The sequence below is a fragment of the Lentzea aerocolonigenes genome, from assembly GCF_000974445.1.
GTDB classification, from domain to species: Bacteria; Actinomycetota; Actinomycetes; order Mycobacteriales; family Pseudonocardiaceae; genus Lentzea; species Lentzea aerocolonigenes.
The window spans coordinates 13,822-30,650 of sequence record NZ_BBOJ01000009.1; the positions used below are offsets into that span (position 1 = coordinate 13,822).

At 70.2% G+C, this 16,829-nt stretch carries 20 protein-coding genes; 5 read left to right on the plus strand and 15 right to left on the minus strand.

The features are described 5' to 3' along the window. Nucleotides 1–9: 9 nt before the first annotated feature. Complete coding sequence (locus AOM45_RS53505) at nt 10–1,074, minus strand: helix-turn-helix domain-containing protein (protein WP_030466474.1); 1,065 nt, start codon at nt 1,072–1,074, stop codon at nt 10–12. Nucleotides 1,075–1,093: 19 nt separating this feature from the next. Between AOM45_RS53505 and AOM45_RS18345 the strand changes: the two genes are divergently transcribed. Then, nucleotides 1,094–2,047 carry an alpha/beta hydrolase gene (locus AOM45_RS18345; protein WP_308202534.1) on the plus strand — a complete coding sequence of 318 codons (954 nt, stop codon included), beginning with the start codon at nt 1,094–1,096 and terminating at the stop codon, nt 2,045–2,047. Then, nucleotides 2,044–3,003, plus strand: coding sequence for a serine hydrolase domain-containing protein (locus AOM45_RS18350; RefSeq protein WP_035909542.1), 960 nt, complete (start codon nt 2,044–2,046; stop codon nt 3,001–3,003). Before AOM45_RS18345 ends, AOM45_RS18350 begins: the two co-directional genes overlap by 4 nt. On the opposite strand, the gene AOM45_RS18355 is transcribed toward AOM45_RS18350, so the two are convergent. After that, nucleotides 2,994–3,962 carry a DUF2332 family protein gene (locus AOM45_RS18355; RefSeq protein WP_051782971.1) on the minus strand — a complete coding sequence of 323 codons (969 nt, stop codon included), beginning with the start codon at nt 3,960–3,962 and terminating at the stop codon, nt 2,994–2,996. The genes AOM45_RS18350 and AOM45_RS18355 overlap by 10 nt on opposite strands. A 59-nt stretch (nt 3,963–4,021) precedes the next feature. Here AOM45_RS18355 and AOM45_RS18360 point away from each other — a divergent pair, with 59 nt between their 5' ends. Next, nucleotides 4,022–4,780 carry an enoyl-CoA hydratase/isomerase family protein gene (locus AOM45_RS18360; RefSeq protein ID WP_030466470.1) on the plus strand — a complete coding sequence of 253 codons (759 nt, stop codon included), beginning with the start codon at nt 4,022–4,024 and terminating at the stop codon, nt 4,778–4,780. 4 nt (nt 4,781–4,784) lie between these two features. Here AOM45_RS18360 and AOM45_RS18365 read toward each other — a convergent pair whose 3' ends face one another. The 3 genes from AOM45_RS18365 to AOM45_RS50925 form a co-directional block, all read right to left on the minus strand. Beyond that, nucleotides 4,785–5,522, minus strand: coding sequence for a thaumatin family protein (locus AOM45_RS18365; protein WP_030466469.1), 738 nt, complete (start codon nt 5,520–5,522; stop codon nt 4,785–4,787). Between the two features lie 43 nt (nt 5,523–5,565). Further along, nucleotides 5,566–6,033 (minus strand): MarR family winged helix-turn-helix transcriptional regulator, encoded by a 468-nt coding sequence (locus tag AOM45_RS18370; RefSeq protein WP_030466468.1) that lies wholly within the window; start codon nt 6,031–6,033, stop codon nt 5,566–5,568. Nucleotides 6,034–6,250: 217 nt separating this feature from the next. Beyond that, on the minus strand, nt 6,251–6,412 hold the full coding sequence (locus tag AOM45_RS50925) for a hypothetical protein (protein WP_156093689.1): 162 nt from the start codon (nt 6,410–6,412) through the stop codon (nt 6,251–6,253). Between the two features lie 57 nt (nt 6,413–6,469). Between AOM45_RS50925 and AOM45_RS18375 the strand changes: the two genes are divergently transcribed. Together AOM45_RS18375 and AOM45_RS52355 are read left to right on the plus strand one after the other, a co-directional pair. Beyond that, nucleotides 6,470–7,612: a helix-turn-helix domain-containing protein gene (locus AOM45_RS18375; protein ID WP_030466467.1), complete on the plus strand. Its 1,143-nt coding sequence runs from the start codon at nt 6,470–6,472 to the stop codon at nt 7,610–7,612. Continuing rightward, nucleotides 7,572–8,558 carry a helix-turn-helix transcriptional regulator gene (locus tag AOM45_RS52355; protein ID WP_051782970.1) on the plus strand — a complete coding sequence of 329 codons (987 nt, stop codon included), beginning with the start codon at nt 7,572–7,574 and terminating at the stop codon, nt 8,556–8,558. The genes AOM45_RS18375 and AOM45_RS52355 overlap by 41 nt, the downstream gene beginning before the upstream one ends. A gap of 100 nt (nt 8,559–8,658) precedes the next feature. Here AOM45_RS52355 and AOM45_RS18385 read toward each other — a convergent pair whose 3' ends face one another. The 10 genes from AOM45_RS18385 to AOM45_RS18430 all read right to left on the minus strand — a co-directional run bounded on the left by AOM45_RS18385 (nt 8,659) and on the right by AOM45_RS18430 (nt 16,802). Beyond that, nucleotides 8,659–9,051, minus strand: a complete 393-nt coding sequence (locus tag AOM45_RS18385; RefSeq protein WP_030466465.1) for a cysteine/serine endopeptidase inhibitor — start codon at nt 9,049–9,051, stop codon at nt 8,659–8,661. Between the two features lie 55 nt (nt 9,052–9,106). Continuing rightward, nucleotides 9,107–11,086 carry an alpha-L-arabinofuranosidase family protein gene (locus tag AOM45_RS18390; protein ID WP_030466464.1) on the minus strand — a complete coding sequence of 660 codons (1,980 nt, stop codon included), beginning with the start codon at nt 11,084–11,086 and terminating at the stop codon, nt 9,107–9,109. A gap of 2 nt (nt 11,087–11,088) precedes the next feature. After that, nucleotides 11,089–12,600 (minus strand): sulfatase family protein, encoded by a 1,512-nt coding sequence (locus tag AOM45_RS18395; protein WP_030466463.1) that lies wholly within the window; start codon nt 12,598–12,600, stop codon nt 11,089–11,091. 69 nt (nt 12,601–12,669) lie between these two features. Continuing rightward, nucleotides 12,670–13,269, minus strand: a complete 600-nt coding sequence (locus tag AOM45_RS18400) for an MBL fold metallo-hydrolase (RefSeq protein ID WP_030466462.1) — start codon at nt 13,267–13,269, stop codon at nt 12,670–12,672. Further along, nucleotides 13,269–14,357 (minus strand): S-(hydroxymethyl)mycothiol dehydrogenase, encoded by a 1,089-nt coding sequence (locus tag AOM45_RS18405; protein ID WP_030466461.1) that lies wholly within the window; start codon nt 14,355–14,357, stop codon nt 13,269–13,271. Before AOM45_RS18405 ends, AOM45_RS18400 begins: the two co-directional genes overlap by 1 nt. 13 nt (nt 14,358–14,370) lie before the next feature. Beyond that, nucleotides 14,371–14,889 carry a VOC family protein gene (locus AOM45_RS18410; RefSeq protein ID WP_030466460.1) on the minus strand — a complete coding sequence of 173 codons (519 nt, stop codon included), beginning with the start codon at nt 14,887–14,889 and terminating at the stop codon, nt 14,371–14,373. A gap of 38 nt (nt 14,890–14,927) precedes the next feature. Then, nucleotides 14,928–15,788, minus strand: coding sequence for a chorismate transformation FkbO/Hyg5 family protein (locus tag AOM45_RS18415; protein WP_030466459.1), 861 nt, complete (start codon nt 15,786–15,788; stop codon nt 14,928–14,930). A gap of 74 nt (nt 15,789–15,862) precedes the next feature. Further along, a complete protein-coding gene (locus AOM45_RS18420) occupies nt 15,863–16,132 on the minus strand; it encodes a DUF4235 domain-containing protein (protein ID WP_030466458.1) in 270 nt (89 codons plus the stop codon). Continuing rightward, nucleotides 16,129–16,416, minus strand: coding sequence for a DUF3618 domain-containing protein (locus tag AOM45_RS18425; protein ID WP_030466457.1), 288 nt, complete (start codon nt 16,414–16,416; stop codon nt 16,129–16,131). Before AOM45_RS18425 ends, AOM45_RS18420 begins: the two co-directional genes overlap by 4 nt. Beyond that, nucleotides 16,413–16,802: a phage holin family protein gene (locus AOM45_RS18430; protein WP_030466456.1), complete on the minus strand. Its 390-nt coding sequence runs from the start codon at nt 16,800–16,802 to the stop codon at nt 16,413–16,415. The genes AOM45_RS18425 and AOM45_RS18430 overlap by 4 nt, the downstream gene beginning before the upstream one ends. Nucleotides 16,803–16,829: the final 27 nt, after the last annotated feature.

A 16,829-nucleotide genomic window follows, 5' to 3' on the forward strand; every position in this document is an offset into this window, starting at 1 on the left:
CGGCGAGCCTCACAACAGGCGGAACGCGGCGAGGGCGAGCTTGGCGCGGGCCAGGTCGGTGACGTCGAGGACCTTGCCGATCTGCTCCAGCCGGCGGGAGACGCTGCTGTGGTGCAGGTGCAGCAGGTCGGCGGCGCGGCGCAGCGATCCGGTGGCGCAGTAGGCGTCCAGGGTGTCGAGGTCTTCGGCGGACAGCGTGGCGACCGCGGTGACGTCGGCGTTGGCGCGCAGGGTTTCGGTGGGCACGTGGGCGAGCAGCGCGAGGGCGCCCAGGTCGGGGTGGTGGACGACGGGGGTGCGGGCGGTGGTGAAACGCAGCGCGGTCCGGGCCTCTGACCAGGCGCGGGCGGGGTGGGGGTCGGTGCCGATGCCGGCGCGGACGGCGGGTGGGAAGTCGCCCAGACGCGTGGCGAGCAGGACGCCCACGCCGGACGCCGGGTGGGGTGGGGCGGCAGCCGCGCCGACTGCCGGTGCGGCCTTCGCCGGGTGGGGTGGGCCAGCCACCTGCGCCGCCTTCACCAGGTGGCCCGGACACACCACGGCCGCCACCCGGTCCAGCGCGAGCTCCGAGCTCACCGCCACCACGTGCACCCGCTGGCCCGGCGCGAACCCCAGCAGCCGCAACGCCCGCGCGCGACCGGCCTCGTCGCTGTCGGCACTCACCACCAGCTCGACGAGCGCCGGATCGGCCATCGTCGTCCGGGCGGGTCCGTAACGCTCCACGACGGCCGCCGCCGCGATCGCGAGCCGGTCCAGCACCACCTCGTCGAGCGGGCCCGCGACGTCGCGTTCCAGCCAGACCTCGCCGATCTCCTCGTCGTCCAGCAGGATCGGGCTCCGCGACGACACCGCCGCCTCACCGTCCGCCGGCGTGCCGCCCGGTGACATGCGGATCACCTGACCTGTGCTGTGCAGGCGGATGCCCGCCACGCACTCCGCCAGGCCCGCCGACGCCCGTGCCAGAGCGGGGAGGTCGACGCGGCGGCGCATCAGGGTGTCGTAGAACATCACGATCCTGATCGCGCCCTCGACGTGCGAGTCCAGGTTCGACAGCCGGGTCGCCAACGCCTCCATGCCGCGACCATAGCGACGAATGGCGCGCCACGACGCCGGATCGCGCGACACGCGTCGGCTGAAGCGCGGCCGGAAGATCGTGAAGATGGTCGGCATGGATCCCGAGTTGGAAGCGTTCATCCCGTTCTTCCCGAAGGCCGAGCTGACCGACGTGGTGAAGGAACGGGCGGTCCTGGCCGAGCTCGCGGCCGGCATCCCGGCGGAGACGGACGGGATGCGGGTCGAGGACCGGCTGGTGCCCGGCAGTCCCGACGTGCCGGTGCGGATCTACCGGCCGCACGACGCGCACGGCACGGTTGTGTGGATGCACGGCGGTGGCTGGTGCATCGGTGACGTGGAGACCGAACACCCGTGGGCGTCCCGTGTTGCCGCGCGGTCGCAGGCGACGGTGATCTCCGTGGGCTACCGGCTGGCACCCGAGAACCCGTTCCCCGCCGCGCTGGACGACGCGTGGACGGTGCTGCTGTGGGCGCACGAGAACGCCGACGACCCGGACCTCCTCGCGGTCGCCGGGCACAGCGCGGGCGGTGGCCTGGCCGCGGCACTGGCGCTCAAAGCCCGCGACGAGCAGGGGCCGCCCATCCGGTTCCAGCTGCTGCACCAGCCGGGTCTCGACGACCGGCTCACGACGTGGTCGGCGCGGCACTTCACCGACACGCCCTGGTACACCCGCGCCAAGGCGTCCCAGGCGTGGGCGCACTACCTGAGCGGGCAGCCCGCCACGCCGTACGCGGCACCGGCGCGCGCCGAGGACCTGTCCGACCTGCCGCCCGCGTACGTCGCGAGCGCCGAGTTCTGCCCGAACCGCGACGAGAACATCGCCTACGCGACCAGGCTCATGCAGTCGGACGTGCAGGTCGAGCTGCACCAGTGGCCGGGCACCTTCCACGGCTCACAAGCACTTCTGTCCGCCGACGTGTCGCAACGCCAGTTCGCCGAGATCGGCGCCGTGCTGAGGAGGGCGTTCGCGTGAAGGCCGAACTGGAGGCGATCCACCGGGCCGGAGTTCCCGGTGTGTGGGCGGAAGTGCGGGAGAACGGCGAGGTGTGGCGCGGCGCCGCCGGCGACGTCACGCCGGACGTGCGGCACCGGATCGGCAGCGTCACCAAGACGTTCACCGCCGCCGCGATCATGCAGCTGGTGGAACGCGGCAAGATCGGGCTGGACACCCCGGTGCACGGCGACGCCACGGTCCGCACGCTGCTGAACATGACGAGCGGCCTGGCCGACTACCGGTTCCTCGCCTTCCCGTCGCTGCTGGAGGGGTCGCCGCAAAGCCTGGAGGACAACCAGTTCCGGCACTTCTACCCACGTGAGCTGATCAAGCTCGGCGTCGACGCGCCCGCGGTCCCACCGGGCACCTACTCCAACACCGGGTACCTGTTGCTGGGCAGGCTGATCGAGAAGGTCACCGGCACGACCGCCGAGCGGTGGATCACGCGCCACGTCATCGAACGGGCGGGCCTGCACAACACCATGTTCCCCACCGGAACGCGCATCGAGGGGCCGCATCCGCCGATGTTCGAGGCGTTGTTCGGGTTGCTGGACCCGCCGCGCGACTACAGCGTCTACGACATGTCGTGGGTCGGCGTGTCGGCCTCACTGATCTCGACCGTGGAGGACCTCAACCTGTTCTTCTCCGCGCTGCTCGACGGCAAGGTCGTGTCCCGGAAGTCGTTGGCGGAGATGCAGAAGACGGGGCCGGTGGTCGCTTTCGACGGTTCGACCGTCGAGTACGGGCTCGGGCTGCACCGGCACGGGGAGTTCTGGGGGCACGACGGTTCGGTGTGGGGCGCGGGCACGTGGTCGTTCCACAGCGCGGACGGCAGGCGGCAGGTGACGCTCGCGATCAACCTCCAGCGGTGGAACGACCCGGCGATCGACGAGGCGCTGAAAGCCTTCCAGCAGAAAGCGTTGTGTCAGCTGTAGATCGTGACCGTCAGGCGCGGGGTCGAACGGAAGTCGGTGGACTCGTACGACACCCGCGCCAGCGGCATCGCGCCCGCCGCCGCGGTCAGCGTCGTCTCGATCTCGTTGCGCTCGTCCTCGGTCAGGTACGCCCAGAACGAGCTGTGCCAGATCACCGTGTACGTGCCAGGGTCGACGGGTGGCACGAGGTTCTCGCGCAGCCACCGTCCGGCGGGAGAGCGTTCGACCTTCACGCCGACCTCGGCCGCGAGCTCGATGGCGTCGTCGAGGTCCCAGCGCAGCGAGTCGTGCTCCGGCGGGATGAACGAGTGCAGGATCATCGCGTGCCGGGGGTCGGCGGGGTCGCGCGGTTGCAGGTCGCAGCCTTTGCGGTCGACGATCTCGAGCTTCGGCGGGCGCGGGCCGGCGGCGGCCAGGCGCACCGGCGAGTCCTTGTCGCCCCACTCCCAGCCGAGGCCGAACCAGCGGTAGTGGTCGAGGATCAGGTTGAGGCCCGCGCAGGCGCCCAGTTCGAGCAGCCGGACCTTCGGCGCGCCGATCATGGTCAGGCCGCGCAGCAGGAACCCGGCCGTCTTCGGCTGGTGCTGCTGCACCGTGCGGTCCAGTGCCGCCAGGATCTCGCCGGGGTTCTCGACGATCGCGCGCTTGGCCGCGAGCCACGCGAGCAGCGCCGCCGAGTCGGAGTCCCCGGCCATCGCGGCGGCGTGGGCGCTGGCGAAGCGCTGGCTCAGGTCCGGCGCCTTGCCCGACAGCATCAGCAACCGCACCCCGGCCAGCGCCTGGATGCCGAACAACGGGCTGTGCACGGCGCTGTGCGAGCAGATCAGGTCGGCCACCGGGCCGCCCCGGTCGAGCTCGCTCGCGAGTTCGGAGAGGATGCGCGCCGAGACCGGCGCACTGGTGCGCAACCGCACCGCGAACGTGCGCAGTGTCGAGGCGCCGATGCCTGCCGCGGTCACGTGTCCTCCCGTCTCCGCCAGGGGACTTTACAAGGCGGGCGGTCGGTATCGTGCGGCCTGTGAGCGAGTTCCTGGAGCTGTCCGCGGCCGGTCCGGTCGCCACGTTGACGATCAACCGGCCGGCCAAGCGCAACGCGATGAGCTACGAGATGTGGTCGGCTCTGCCGGGCATCATGGCGCGCGTTTCCGCTGATGAGAGCGTCAGGGTGCTCGTCATCCGGGGTGGTGAGCACTTCTCGGCGGGGGCCGACATCGCCGAGTTCTCGACTTTGCGCCGGGGTCCGGAAGGCGCAGCGCACTACGGCGAGGCCGTCCACAACGGAGAGCGCGCGATCGCACAACTGGACAAACCGACGATCGCCGCGATCTCCGGTTTCTGCGTCGGCGGCGGGTGTGAGATCGCCCTCGCCTGCGACATGCGGGTGGCGGCGGCGGACGCGCGGTTCGGCATCACGCCCGCGAAGCTCGGCATCGTCTACAACTTCACGTCCACCAAGGCGCTCGTGGACGCGGTCGGGCCCGCGTGGGCGAAGCAGATCCTCTTCTCCGCCGACCTGATCGACTCGGCGACGGCGCTGCGGATCGGGCTCGTCAACGAGGTCGTGGAGTCGCTCGACGCCCGCGTGAAGGAGCTGTCCGAACAGATCGCGGGACGCGCGCAGGTGAGCGTGCGGGGCGCCAAGAAGATCATCAACTCGATCACCGACGGCGGGCACGAGGACGACTTCGTGCGGGCGCTGTACGCGGCGGCCGCCTCCAGCGCCGACTACGCGGAAGGCGTGTCGGCGTTCCTGGAGAAGCGGCCCCCGCGGTTCTAGCCGGCTAGTGGAACGTGACGGTCAGTTTGTTGCAGTCGCGGCAGCTGAACATGACGCGGTTGCCGGGTTCCTGGTCGTGCTTGGACCAGCTGTAGGCCTTCGGGCAGTTCCTGGTGATCGCGTTGCTGTACGGGGTCTTCGCATCGCGGTTCGGGTTGACGCACAGCATCGGCTTGCCGGTGACGGGGTGCCTGCGCAGGTTCGCGGCGGGGCAGTCGGGCAGCAGCGCGCCGGGACATCCGGCGGTGCCGCAGAACTGGCCGTTCGGAGGTGGTCCGTTGGTGGGGTTGATCGTGACGGGCACGTTGACGGCGTTGACGTAGCTGACGTTGTACCAGGGCGCGGGCGCGTCGGCGGGGTCGAAGTTGAACTCCGCCAGGCTGACCGGCTGCTCACCGGTGGTGCAGTGGCTCGGCCGGGCGCCGCAGTCACCGACGAGGCAGTGGAAGTTCGAGCCCGGTTCGCCGGTGCAGTGCTGGCGGGCGAAGAACTTGCCGCGCCAGTGGTTGCGGGGCCCGAGCGGGATGCGGACGGTCGCGGACTCGCCGGCCTTGAGCATCGGCAGCCCGTCGAGGTTCTGCGAGCCGTCGGCGTTCACCGCGGCGCCCACCCAGATCGGGCCGCCGGTGGAGTTGACGAGAGTGACCGAGTACGGCGGTGCGGCCGAGGCCGGTGACGCCAGCAGTGAGGCGGCGAGCGCCAGCAGCAGGACTATCCATTGTGGACGTAAGAGTGTTCGCACGGTTCGAAGCTAGGGTTGTCGAGGCTCGTGCGGAACTTCGGTGCTACCCCAGCATGTGCGCCAGCGCCCGCTGGAACACCTCGCGTTCGTCGGCGTCGAGCGCCGCGAGCGTGCCCGCGTCGACCTTCTGGATCGCGGCCAGCAGCACCATGGCCGCGCTCCGCCCCTCGGCCGTGGAACGCAGCAGCACCTGCCGCCGGTTGGTCTCGCTGCGTTCGCGGTCGCAGTAGCCGAGCGCCACGAGCTGGTCGGCGAGGCGGCTCGCGGCCTGCTTCGTGATCTCCAGCCTTCTGGCCAGGTCGCCGACCGTGCCTTCCTGGCGTGCCAGCTCGATCACGAACCACAGCGCCGTCGGCGGTACGGGGCGGTAGTCCTGTGCTTCCAGGGCCTGGTGCATCGCCTCGCGGTAGCGGCGCAGCACGACGGCCAGGCGTTCCGGCGTGGTCCGTGCTCCTCGGTCACCCGTGACGGCCTCCGCGTGCGGCGAACTGGGGAACGACCTGGGCTGCATGCGCCGACGATACCTCCAGATGCGGACTGTCTCATAGTGCGACTGTCCTGAGTATTGACAGTTCGCTGGGCCGCTCGTACGGTCCGTGCGTGCTGCACTACAGATTCGCCATGTGTGTGAGCGCTCTCGCGATCGTGTTCGGCTCTGCCGTGCCGGTCAACGCGTCAGCGGTCACCGCCCTGCGCGCAGAGTTACTCAAGCCGGCGAAGGCCGGCTGTCAGAAGCTCGTCGCGGCAGGCCGCAAGGCTCCGCCGCGCTGCCGTCCGTGCCCGAAGAAGCTGCTGGGGAGAGCGGTGAAGGGCAAGACGGTCCAGAAGAAGAAGAGGGTGAGGCCGCCGAGCCGATGCGTTCCCGTGCCGGATCTCGTGGTCCTGCCCACGGCCGCCGAAGGTCCTCCGACCCGCAGGCGCCGAGTGCTGACTTGGGGAAACTCAGCATGTTGCTTCGCACCAACGCCCAGCAGGCCCGCTGTCCCGCAGCGCTGGCGATCCGTCAGACGATCGGCGGTACCGACTTCCCGGAGGCCGCTCGTCTCGCCCACGCCGCGCTGGACGCGCCCGCGTGCCGCGATGACCCGGTCTGCCTCTGGAGAGCCCTGATCGTCCTGATCGCCGCGGGTGACCTGGTCACGGCCGACGCTCACGCGGACCGCCTGCCCGACCACGCCGTGCGCGCCCAGGTCCGGTCCCAGATCGCCCGCCTCTCCGGCGACCTCGGCGCCGCCCGCGACCTGCTGGCGAACGCGCCGCCGGCGGTGAAGTCGTCGCAGCTGCTGTCCGTGGCGCTGCTCGTCGAGGTGCTGGTGGACTCCGGTGACGTGGACGAGGCCGAGAAGACGTTGCTGGCCAACGAACTCGACCACGCGCTCCGGCGGCCGTCCAGCCTGCGCCCGGCACTTCTCGCCGCACGTGCGGCGGTGAATCGGGCGAGGGGCCGTCCGCTGGCCGCGTACGTGGACCACCTGGTGTGCGGTGACGACCTGCTGGCGATGGGGGTCACGAGTCCCGCGATCGCGCCGTGGCGCGGAAAAGCCGCACTCGCCGCCCACGACGCTCACCGCGAGGAGCTGGCGCGGCGGCTCGCGGTGGAGGAACTGGCCGCGGCCCGCCGCTGGGGCGAGCCGCGCACCGTCGGCACCGCCCTGTCCACACTCGGCCGCGTCGGCGGCGACGACGGCACGACGCTGCTCTCCGACGCGGCCGATCTCTTGGCCGTGGCCGGGGCCCGGCACGAGCTGGCCGCGATCCGGCTGGAGCTCGGCCACCGGCTGGCGGCCCGCGGTGACGACAGCGCGGCGCGGGGCGAGTACGCCTCCGCGCGTACCGCCGCGGCGCGCACCGGCGACGAACGGCATCTGCGGCAGGCATCCGAGGCGCTCGCCCGACTCCCTCCCGTGGCCGTGCGGGCGTTGACCCGGCAGGAAGACCTGGTCGCGAGCCTCGCCGAGGCCGGGCTGAGCAACCGTGCCATCGCCCAACGCCTGTTCCTGACCGTCAGCACCGTCGAGGTTCATCTGTCCAATGTGTACCGAAAGCTCGGTGTCAACGGCCGCAAGGACCTCGCCGGAGCACTGCGATGAACGCACTCTGCGCGCGGTCGGGCTGACCCGTCGCGGTACGGACCGCGCCACCGCCATCGCTCTCGCCCGCGAGGTCCTGCGGTCCGGTGCCGCGGACGACGACGTCCAGTACTGCCTGCACGTGCTGACGTACGCGGGCAGACCGGCGGGCAAACCGGACCTCACCGCACCCCGGCAGGCCCGCGAACTGGTCGACCAGGGGCGCTGCGAAGAGGCGCTGGAGGTGCTGCTCGCCTGTGACGAGTCGGGGGAGTCGCTGTTCGCCAGGGGACGGCTCAACCAGGCGGAGGGCCGGCACGACCGCGCCTACGCGGACTTCCTCGCCGCAGGCCGCGCGGCAGAGGCGGTGGGCATGACGAATCCCGCCATACTGCCGTGGTGTTCCGCGGCGGCCATCAGCGCGCACGAGGTGGGAAGGCCGGTGGTGGCACGGGCGCTCGCGGAAGCCGAACTGGTCGCCGCCCGCCGCTGGGGTGACGCGCGCACGGTCGGCCGAGCCCTGCACGCGGTCGCCCTGACCGGCGACGCGGATCGTGCCGTCACGCGGTTCACCACGGCGGTCCGGCTGCTCTCGGACGCGGAAGCGCTCGCCGAACTGCTGCCCGCCCGGCACCACCTGGCGCAAGCGCTTGCCACGCGAGGAAGACACGAGGAGGCCGTCGCGGTCTGCGCCTCCTCGCTCGCCATCGCCGCCGGAAATCCACTGTGGACCCGACAGGTGGAGGAGCTGGGCGCCCGCCTGGAACGTCTCAGCAGGCTCACCCCGCAGGAGTCCCGCACGGCGGCGCTGGCGTGCGGGATGAGCAACCGGGAGGTCGCGGCCGAGCTGGGCGTGACGACCAGGACCGTGGAGCTGCACCTGACTCAGGTGTACCGCAAGCTGGACGTGAAAGGGCGGCGTGAGCTGAACCGGGTGATCCTCCGGTTCGGCGTCACGCCGCCCTGACCGTTGGCGAGGTCGATGAACGGCGCATTCGTTCACCTGAGGTGGACAAATGCGCCGTTCATCGTGGGGGATCGGGCGGTTAGCCGCGGACGAACTTCCACTAGAGGTTGATGACACCCCGGTCGGGGTCGGCGAGCTTGCGGAACGCGGGCAGGCTCAGGTCGATGTGGTCACGGCCGCAGCCCATGCACTTGTCCTCGACCTTCGCCTTGACCTTCTTGCCGTTGAACGTCGCCACGACGAACACGTTGCGGCACAACGGGTCGTTGTTCGGGTTCGCTGCCGTCCAGTAGACCGGCGACACGGCCACCAGCACCTCGCTGCTCGCATCGATCGGGTCGCCGCACGCACCGGTGCCCCGGTCGTCGTAGAAGGTCGCCTTGCCGTCGACCACCTGTCCGAACGGGATGGCGGCGTTGGCGTCCACCGCGGCCACCAGCGACACGGCGGTGGCCGTACCGAGAACGGTCAGGAGCTTTCGAGTGAATGTCATGCGCCCCAAGCTATTCACCGGAACTCACCCTGCACATCTCGGTGCGACCCCAGACTCAGCAGCCGGGACTTCCCTGCCGTGACAACGTGAACAGCGTGACCGAGTGCGGCGGAACACCGGCGTTGAACGAGTTCGCGCCGACGTCGCGGCACGATTCGGTCATCCTCACCGCGCCGGGGTGCTCCCTGGTGTTGGCCGACGAGAAGCGTTCGGGCGCCACCGTGCGAACCCGAGCGCGCCCGTTGCCCGTGAACCCCCGCAGCAGGACCCTGGTGTCGACGGCGTCACTCGCCACCGGCGACCGGTTCACCACCATCAAGTGCACGGTGCCGTCCGGTGCCCGTGTCGCCGTCACGGCCAGCTTGTCGTACTTCTCGCGGCACCGGCCCTGCGGAGTGCCCGGCCCGTCGCACATCTCGGCCTCGGCCGGGCTGCGTTGCGGGTTGCCGGTGACGCTCTGCCGCACGCGCACCCCGCCCGCGTCGAACAACGGTCGCACCGCCTCGCGAGCCCACGCCTCGGCCGAGTAGACCCGGCCGCGGCCCAGCAGCGTGTACATGCCGTCCGAGCTCAGGTCGTTGCCCTCGATCCACGGCAGACCCAGTTCGAGGAAGTCCATCCACTGCGTCGCCATGTACAGCGCGTGGGTCATCGAGTAGGTGTACTCGGGATACACCCCGCCGCCGTCAGGACCCCACAACGCCCCGAACTCGGACACGGCGACGTGCGGGTTACCGGCGGCGCTGCGCCGAACCGCGTCGCGCAATTGCGCGAGCTTCCGCCGTTCGTTCGCCGCGCCCAGCACGTGCCAGTCGTGACCTTCCACCGCGGAGTCCCAGTCGGCGGTTCCGCTGCCGGTGAAGTGCGTGTACGGGTGCGCGGTGAGGCAGTCGTACCCGCTGTCGGCCGGAATCCCGTTGCCCTTCAACGCCTCGAACCTCGACACGAACGTGAGCCCGCCCCACGAGGCGCACACCTCGAGGCCTGGGTCGACCTGCCGCATCGCGTCCCGGAACTGCACGTATCCCTTGTGGACGGACGTGTACGAAGCCGCGATCCCCGCGCCACGCGGTGGAATCATGCCGCGCTGCCCGTCGCCGAACGTCACCGTCCCGCGGAACTCGTCGAGCACGAACTGCTTGGCCTGTGGGCTGCCCAGCGAGTCGACGCGTTGCCACACCTCACCGCCCACTCGGAGCTCGAAGTCGTCGAGCTGCGCGGCCGGGTAGTTGAGGTCGAACACCTGGTTCGCGGTCCCGTCGCTGGGCGCGTCCGCGGTACTGCCGCCGCACTTCCCGTCCGGCGTGGCGAGCTTGCCCAGCCGTTCGCCGGAGATCCGCCGCGTGCCGCCCCGGATGTACTGCTCCAGCGCCTCGTCCTCGTTCTGCGACATCCAGTACCGCTGGTTGGCGTGGTAGTTCTCGTTGCCGAGCTCCCACCGCGTGACGTGGTACGGCTGTAGGTGGTCCGCCGGGCGGCGCTCGGCCCAGTCCACGCCGCCGTTGGGGTTCACGCCGTCTCCCGCCGGCGTGTTGAGGTATTCGACCAGGTCGGCCGCGTCCGCCGCGGTGCCGATGGCCATCGGGACCATGATCTGGGCCTGCGCGCCCACCGCCGCCGTGAAGCGCATGTGTTCGTCGAGCCCGTACGACGGCAGCCGTCCGTTGAGCACGTCGTCCGCAGGTGTGCCCGGGTTGCCGAGCTCGATCCGGCCGTCGCGTTGGCACCTCCGGCCGGAGCCGATCGTGCCCTTCCACTGGGTCGTGTTGGCCACCGTGCCGCCGGGCCAGCGCAGCACTTTCACGCCCATCGACCGCGCTTTCTCCACCGCGTCGGGCACCGGCCGGTCGTTCACCGGGTCCCACGTGCCGTACCCGTCGAACGGATACCGGTGGTTGGCGCCGAGGAACGCGCCCGGCACCGGACCTTCGTCCTCCGCGGTGAACACGGTGATCTCGGCCGGTGCCGCCGAACTGCTCGGCGCCGCCACGACCATCGCCGCGAGCGCCACCGCGAACGCGTTGTGCAGTCTCATCTTCAGCCTCCCTGCACGTGTGCGGCGGCCCAGCAGTTCTGGGCGCAGGCCGCCAGCTCCCGCAGCGGTCCCGCCAGCTGTCCCGACCGTGGCGCGTTCGGCTTGTTGTTGTGCTGCAACGGATCGGCCTTCAGGTCGTAGTACTCCTTTTCACCGTTCGCGTATTCGACGTAGAGGTCGTTCCTGGTGCGGACGGCTTTGTACGACGGAGTGCCCGCGGCCAGGTCGTCGACGTCCGGATCCTCCGGACTCGCCTGGGGTTCGCGGTGCTCGACGAGCGCGGCGTTGCGCCAGTCCGGCTGGTTCTGGTTCCTGATCAGCCGCAGGAGGCTCCGGCCGTCGCGGTTCGCCGGGTTCGCTCCCGCCAGGTCGAGGAACGTGGCGAACAGGTCGACGTTCTGCACGACCTCGTCCCGCACGAAGTCACCGGTGTCCGCCCTGCCCGGCCTCCTGACCAGCAGTGGCACGTTCACGTCGTGGTCGTAGGCCGTGCCCTTGCCGCGGATCAGCCGGTGCTGGCCGAGGTGGAACCCGTTGTCCGAGGTGAAGACGATGAACGTGTCGTCGCGTTCGGCCGCCGTCAGCTTGGCGAGCACCCGTCCGACCAGGTCGTCGACCGACTGCACCATGCGAATGCGGTTGCGGAAGTCCTTGCGCAGTTCGTCGGTGATGCCCGGTCCGAGCGGTTCACGCCGCACCCAGCCGGGCTTGTCCGCGGTGTCCTCGTCGAACGACGGCAGCTCCTGCGCCACGTCGATGCTCGGGCAGCTCGGACCGCCGCAGTCGCCCCGGGGGAACTCGCCACCCGGCCGGTCGCGGGGCGCCGGCGGGAACCGCGGTTCGTCCTCGCCCGGCTGGAACGGCACCCGTGCGTGCGGCGAGAACGGCGCCACCTGCAGGAAGAACGGGCGGTTCGGGGCCAGCCGGCGGGACCGGTCGATGAAGTCCTCCGCGGTGCGCGCCAGGCGGTCGGTCAGGTAGACGTCCTGGCCGGGCTGCAGCCGCTTCGTGCCGGTCTCACGCACGTAGTCGCTGATGCTGTAGTTGAACTCGTTGTAGCCGCCGCCACCTGCGACGTGCCACTCGTCCCAGCCCTGCGGCACCTTGAAGTCCTCGCCGAGCGGGTACTCGTTGACGTACTTGCCCAGGTAACCGGTGCGGTAGTTCTGACGTTGCAACGCCGGCGCGTACGTGCGGCTCTCGTGGCGTTCGAAAGCCGGATAGCCGCCGTTGTCGGTGCCCACGTTGGTGAGCACGCCGGTGTTGTGCGGGTGCTCGCCGGTGAACATCGAGGCCCTGGACGGACAGCACAGCGAGTTCGAGACGAAGTAGTTGGTGAACCTGGTGCCGTTGTTCGCCAGCGACCTGGTCCTGCCCATGTACTTCAGCAGGTCGGCGGACAGGTCGTCGACCAGGAAGAAGATGATGTTCGGGTGGGCTGCCTGCGCCTGCAACGGCGTGGCCGTGGTGACGAGGCCCGACAGGAGCACGAGGACTAGCGCGAACCTTCTCATGCTCTCGGGACGCTAATGACGGCGCAGGCAGCCCGGTACTGCGGTGCGACCCCAACGTTTCCGCGGGGGTCAGAACACCTCGTCAGCGATGGTGGTGTCCGGGCCGTGGCCCGTGTGCACCACCGTGTCGCCGGGGAGCGTCAGCAGCTTCTCCCTGATCGACTTCTCGATCGTCGGCCGGTCCGAGAACGACCGGCCCGTCGCGCCCGGCCCGCCCTGGAACAGCGTGTCGCCGGTGAACACCGCGCCGAGCGACGGCACGTAGAAGCACACCGCGCCGGGCGAGTGGCCCGGCGTGTGGAGGACTTCGATCCGTTCGCCGGCGACGGTGATGACCTGGCCGTCCTCCAGCGCCTGGTGCGGGATCACGCCGGTGTGGGTCAGCGACCACACCACGTGGTCCGCCTGGTGCAGCGCGAGCGGCGCGCCCGTGGCGTGGGCCAGGTCCGGCGCGACGCGGACGTGGTCGTCGTGAGCGTGCGTCAGCAGGATCGCCACCACGCGACGGCCGTCCACGACCTTGAGGATCGCGTCGACGTCGTGCGGGGCGTCGATGACGACGCACTCCGAGGAGTCCCCGACGACCCAGACGTTGTTGTCGACGTCGAAGGTCTCGCCGTCCAGCGAGAACGTGCCGGACGTGACGGTGTGGTCCACTCGCAACGACATCAGAAGACCACGACCGATCGCAGCACCTCGCCGTGGTGCATCTTCTCGAACGCCGCTTCCACGCCGTCCAGCGGAATCTCCTCGCTGACGAACGCGTCGAGGTCGAACCGGCCCTGCTGGTACAGGTCGACGAGCATCGGGAAGTCCCGCGAGGGCAGGCAGTCGCCGTACCACGAGGACTTCAGCGCACCGCCGCGCGAGAAGAAGTCGATCAACGGCATCTCGAGCTTCATGTCCGGCGTCGGAACGCCCACCAGGACGACGGTTCCGGCGAGGTCGCGGGCGTAGAAGGCCTGCTTCCACGTCTCCGGGCGGCCGACCGCGTCGATCACGACGTCCGCGCCGAACGAGTCGGTCAGCCGCTGGATCTCGGTGATCACGTCGTCGACGTCGCGGACGTTGATGGTGTGCGTGGCGCCGAAACCCTTGGCCCACTCCAGCTTCCGCGGGTCGGTGTCCACCGCGATGATCTTCGCGGCACCGGCGATGCGGGCGCCCGCGATGGCGCCGTCACCGACACCGCCGCAGCCGATCACGGCCACCGAGTCGCCGCGGGTGACGCCACCGGTGTTGATCGCCGCGCCGACACCGGCCATCACGCCGCAGCCCAGCAGGCCGACGGCGGCCGCCCGCGCGGACGGGTCGACCTTCGTGCACTGTCCCGAGTGGACGAGCGTCTTCTCGACGAACGCGCCGATGCCCAGCGCCGGTGACAGCTTCGTGCCGTCGGTCAGCGTCATGGGCTGCGAGGCGTTGAACGTCGAGAAGCAGTACCAGGGCTTGCCGCGACGGCACGCACGGCACGTGCCGCACACCGCGCGCCAGTTCAGCACCACGAAGTCGCCTGGTTCCAGGTCCGTGACGCCCTCGCCGACGGACTCCACGACACCCGCGGCCTCGTGTCCCAGCAGGAACGGGAACTCGTCGTTGATGCCGCCCTCGCGGTAGTGCAGGTCGGTGTGGCAGACGCCGCACGCCTGGACCTTCACCACGGCCTCGCCGGGTCCTGGATCGGGCACCAGCACCGAGGTCAGCTCGACGGGTTGTCCTTTGCCACGGGCGACGATGCCCTTGACCTCTTGCGCCACTGCGACTCCGTTCTCACCTGATCAGGGTCGTGCCTTCGAACTCGCCGAGCTTTTCCCGGTAGAACTCAATCCCTACACCGTTGGGGTCGCGGATGTACAGGCTGTCCTCGACGCCCCGGTCCGGTCCCAGGTACTCGATCCCGGCGTCGTCCAGCTTGGCCTTGATCTCGTCGAACCGCTCGGGGGAGATGGACAGCGCGAGGTGCTGCACCGCGCCGATCGTCTCCGAGAACGGCGGGTGGTCGTGGCCCGGAAAGTCGAAGAACCCCAGCAGGTTCTTGCTGCCGAGGTCGAAGAAGAAGTGGCTGGAGCCGCGGTAGTCGCGGTTCTCCACCAGCTCCACGAGCGGGAAGCCGAGGAACTCCTGGTAGAAGCGGATCGTCTCCTCGACGTCCTTGCAGATCAACGCGATGTGGTGCACGCCCTGCGTGGGCGAGCCGCCGCGTTCGTCGAGCGGCTTCACGTACTGCTTGCGCAGCTCGTCGCGCTTGGCCCTGATGGCTTCGAGCTCCGCACCTTCTGGCTGTGGCATGCGAGCCAGAATAGTTGACTGTTCAAGCGGTCGCTGAACTAACCGGCGACGCCCTCGAACTCCGTCGCGTGGTCCTCCCGCAGCAGCGTGGCCCGCAGATGTGCCACGCTGGCCGCGGGATCCAGGCGCGTGCCGGCCTCCACCCGCGCCAGCAGCAGATCCGCCGGCTGGGGGCCGAAGACCTTCAGCGACGTGACGTCGTGCAGCCCGAACCCGTCCTCGACGCCCCAGTTCGCGAGGTTCCGCGCGCTCATCAGGTGCTCCGCGTCGTCCAGCGTCGGTGCCGAGAAGTACAGCCGTCCGTGCAGGTAGACGCCGCGCGCGCCGCTGGGCGCGATGATCGTGACGGGCTTGGGACTGCGGCAGGCGAGGAAGTGGAACGCGATCCCGCCACCGCGCGTGCCGACCACCGTGGCCGCGGTCAGGCCGCTCCAGGTCACCGGGCGTTTCGCGAACGCTTCCGCCTGGCCGAGCAGGAACTCGCGGTACATGCGCGGGGTGAGGTCCTGCAGGTAGTTCCACATCCGGAAGACGTGGTGGTAGCCGAGCTTGCCGGCGAGCTCCAGCGCCGCGCGGAACGCGAGCCGGCCTGCGTAGGTGTGCTCGTCGCACGGGGGAATCCGCCCGGCGCAGAACAGGTACTCGCCGTCGTGGGCGTACGCGATCGCCTTGTGCTCACCGGATTCCACGCCCCGCGAGCTCGTCCAGACCTCCGCGAACTCGCGGCCTTCCTCGGCCAGGTGGACCGTCAGCTCCGGATGCCCGGCCCGCAGCACCGGGTTGAACGACGTGCCGGCGAACCGCACGACGCCCAGCCGCGCGCGAGCCGGGTCCTCCGGAACGGCGGTGAGCGGCTCGAACTTCGACGACAGCGCCCGAGCCCGCAGCTGACGAGTCATCGCGGGTCAGGTTAGGTCGCGAAACGACCGACGTGAACCCGCGCGTCTCGTTTCGCGCGCCGTAGTGGCGTGGCTCAGTCCTCTTCGTCGCCTGGCCACTCGCCGGTCAGCTTCTGGAAGCCCTTGGCGCCGCCGCGGTCGATCGCGGCCTTCACCAGGCCGAAGATCGCGCCCTGCAACGCCGCGGCCGCCAGCACCTCGGTCCAGGCGCGGTTGCGCATCGTGGCACTGGGCGCTTCCTTGTCGCCCGCGACGAGCTTCCAGATCTGGCCGAAGATCGCGGTGGCGAGGAAGCCTCCCAGGGCGCCGAACAGCATTCCCAGTGGCCGGTACAGGAGCTTCATCGGTTCCTCCTGGAAATCGCCCAGATCGCCACGACGAGCGCGATCAGCGCCGCCGCGACGGCTCCGGGGTGACGGCGTGCCTTCTCGACCTGCTGCGCCACGGGATCCGGCAGCGACTCGATCGCCTGGTTCGTGGCCGCGGTCATCCGCACGACCGTCTCGTGTGCCTGTTCCTTCACGCGACCGGGCACGTCGACCTTGTGCGCCAACGCTTCCACGGTCTCGCCGAGCTCGCGGCGGGTGCGCTCGACGTCGCGTTGCAGCTGTTCCTTGGGGTCGCTCATCGGTGTGCGCTCTCCTTGATCGTCGCGATGTCACGCTGGACGTTGTCCATCGCCTGCCTGGGCACCGGGGGCGCGGCCTGCTTGACCTGCCCGCGGCCGACGAGCGCGAAGATGCCCGCGAACAGCAGAAGGGCGGCCGCGACGATCAACGCGGCCGCCCACGGCGGTACGACGAGGGCGAGCAGCAGGATCAGGCCGGCGACGACGCTCAGCCCGCCCCACCACGCGAACACCCCGGCCACGCCGAACATCCCGGCGCCGACACCGGCGTGCTTGCCCTTGTCCTTCAGCTCGGCGACCGCGAGACGGATCTCATCGCGCGCGAGCCTGCTCACCTGCTCGGACAGCTGGTTCACCAGCTGAGCGGTCGACGTGTCGGTGTTCATGCAGGTCGATTACCCACCGTCGACCTG